The organism is Planctomycetota bacterium (assembly GCA_038746835.1).
Taxonomy (GTDB): domain Bacteria; phylum Planctomycetota; class Phycisphaerae; order Tepidisphaerales; family Tepidisphaeraceae; genus JBCDKH01.
Window position 1 is genome coordinate 1 of the sequence record JBCDKH010000283.1, and the last position, 3,048, is coordinate 3,048.

A 3,048-nucleotide genomic window follows, 5' to 3' on the forward strand; every position below is an offset into this window, starting at 1 on the left:
GACGGGCGGTTCTGTGTGGCCGGGCCGATGTACCCGGCATCGATCGCCTGGCCGGGCAACGTCAGACGAATCGACCACCTGCCGCCGGCGGAGCACCGCGCGTTCTACAACGCCAGCCGCTGGACGCTGAACGTCACGCGGGCCGACATGGTCGCCGCAGGCTGGTCGCCGAGTGTTCGCCTGTTCGAGGCCGCGGCTTGCGGGACGCCGGTCGTCAGCGACGCCTGGCCCGGCATGAGCGAGTTCTTCGAGATCGGCCGTGAGATTCGAGTTGCAGAGTCGACCGATGCGGCGTTGTCGATCGTCCGCGACACGCCTGCCGCCGAGGCGAACGCGATCGGAGCGGCCGCACGGACGCTTGTGCTCGCACGTCACACGGCCGCAACACGCGCTGCGGAACTCGAGACCTATTTGTCGGATTTGATGTGACGGGTTCGTCTGGTCTCGATTGGAATCGTCCGCCCGATCGTCAGTTGACGCGCCGGCGGGACTGACTCTAATGGCCGCAACCAACCGCCGGCTCACCACCGACTGCCCTCACGTCCCACCCATCCCACAGCAAGACATGTCGAACGCACGCAAGCAGGCGATCCACTCGATCGCCACGGCCACTCGTAATCTGGCCCAGTACGACTACAAGTCCAAGCCCACCAAGGAACTGTTCGGCACGAACGTCTTCAACGTCGACGAACAGCGCGCTCGCCTGCCCAAGCCGGCCTTCAAGGCGCTGCGCAAGACCGTCGAGGAGGGCGAGAGCCTCTCGCCGGAATTCGCCGACGTCATCGCCAGTGCGATGAAGGACTGGGCGATGGAAAAGGGTGCCACGCACTTCACCCACCTCTTCCAGCCCATGACCGGGCTGACGGCCGAAAAGCACGACAGCTTCCTCTCGCCGCTCAACGACGGCAAGGCAATCAGCTCGTTCTCGGGCAAGGAACTCGTCAAGGGCGAGCCGGACGCGTCGTCGTTCCCGTCGGGCGGACTGCGGGCCACCTTCGAAGCTCGCGGCTACACCGCGTGGGACCCGACGAGCCCCGCGTTCGTCATGGAAAACCCCAACGGCGCAACGCTCGTCATCCCGACGGCATTCCTCAGCTACACCGGCGAAGCGCTCGACAAGAAGACCCCGCTGCTCCGCTCAATGGCCGTCATCGATACGCAGGCCAAGCGGATCCTGAAGCTCTTCGGCAAGGAGCCGGCGCGTGTCTTCACGACCGTCGGTGCCGAGCAGGAGTACTTCCTGGTGGACAAGGCGTTGGCCTTTGCTCGTCCGGACCTGATCACGTGTGACCGAACGCTCTTCGGTGCCAAGCCGCCCAAGGGACACGAGCAGGACGACCACTACTTCGGTGCGATTCCGGATCGCGTGCTGGCTTTCATGGCCGACGCCGAGGCGGAAATGTTCAAGCTGGGCGTGCCGGTCAAGACGCGTCACAACGAGGTCGCGCCGGGCCAGTTCGAGGTCGCCCCGATCTTCGAGACGACCAACGTCGCCGTCGATCACCAGATGGTGATGATGAGCACGCTCAAGAAGACGGCCGAGAAGTACGGCCTGATGTGCATCCTGCACGAGAAGCCGTTCGCCCGCGTCAACGGCTCGGGCAAGCACAACAACTGGTCGATGTCGACGACCGATGGCGAGAACCTGCTCGATCCGTCCGATAATCCCCACGACAACGCACAGTTCCTGGTCTTCACGGCCGCGATCATCAGCGCGATCTACACCTACGGCGACGTCCTCCGCATGGCCATCGCGTCGGCGGCGAACGACCACCGCCTCGGTGCCAACGAAGCCCCGCCGGCCATCCTGAGCGTCTTCCTGGGCGAGCAGCTCGAAGACGTCTTCAGCCAGATCGCCGAAAACGGCTCGGCCCCGTCGAGCAAGCAGGGCGGCGTGTTCGCGACCGGCGTCGACATCCTTCCCGACATTCCGAAGGAGGCGGGCGATCGCAACCGCACGAGCCCGTTCGCCTTCACCGGCAACAAGTTCGAGCTGCGTGCCGTCGGCGGCAGCCACAACATTTCCGGCCCCAACACGGTGCTCAACGCGATGGTCGCCGAGCGCATGGACTACATGGCGACGCACCTCGAGGCGGCAGTCGGCAAGGGCGAGGATCTGCACAAGGCGATCCAGTCGCTCATGAGCGAGATGATCAAGGAGGCCAAGCCGGTCATCTTCAACGGCGACAACTACTCCGAGGAGTGGCACAAGGAGGCCGAGCGTCGTGGCCTGCCGAACCTGAAGAACGCCGCCGACGCCCTGGACGTCCTCAAGACCGAAAAGGCGATCAACCTCTTCAGCAAGTACGGCATCTACACCAAGCCCGAGATCGAGGCCCGCTTCAACATCCTGGCCGAGCAATACATCAACACGCTTGCGATCGAGGGCGGCACGGCCGGTCACATCGCCAAGACGATGATCCTGCCGGCGGCAGTCCGCTACGCCGAAGAGCTCGGCGAGGCGGCCGAAGTGCTTGGCGAAGACGTCATGGAGGACTCGATCGGCAAGCTCAAGTCCCACGTCGGCGACTTCGTCAAGCTGATCGCCAAGCTCGACACGGCGCTCGAGCACGAGCACGGCGAGGACTTGTCGGTCGCGACGAAGTTCATGCGTGACGAGGTGCTCGGCACCATGAACGAGCTTCGCGAAGTGGGCGACGCCCTGGAAGACATCGTCGCCGACGATCTCTGGCCGCTGCCGACGTACCGCGAGATGCTCTTCATCCGCTAAGGAGTTCGGCATCCGGACTCGTGTCGGGGACACTCCGAGGCGAGGGATAACCGAGCTCCCAGGCCCACAGGTCCAGCCTGTGGGCTTCTTCTTTGCGCTCACGAAGCGTTATCAGACGTCGTTATCGCTCCCCTGATCGTGTTAAAGTGGGGGAAATGCATTGACTGTGTAAGCGGCTGCATTAAACTATGGGCGATCTCTCCCCTCGCCCCGTGGCCACCTTTCTGGTGACCGCGGGGCTTTTCGGTTGGGGCCTTCGCACGCGTCGCGCAGCGACACCCGTTCAAGCCGCTCAAGCCTGATCTGGCCGGCCTGAC

General features: G+C 64.1%; 2 protein-coding genes. Both read left to right on the forward strand.

Annotated elements, in window-relative coordinates; genetic code table 11:
* The coding region (locus tag AAGI46_16625) for a glycosyltransferase (protein ID MEM1013832.1) at positions 1-429 on the forward strand (429 nt) is incomplete at its 5' end.
* A 136-nt stretch (positions 430-565) separates the two neighbouring features.
* Entirely contained in the window at positions 566-2,731 is a 2,166-nt protein-coding gene (locus AAGI46_16630; GenBank protein ID MEM1013833.1) for a glutamine synthetase III, read from the forward strand.
* Positions 2,732-3,048: the final 317 nt, after the last annotated feature.

What these genes read in the sequence shown, in the direction of transcription:
- AAGI46_16630 (MEM1013833.1), top strand. Translation starts at nt 566, where the DNA reads ATGTCGAACGCACGCAAGCAGGCGATCCACTCGATCGCCACGGCCACT.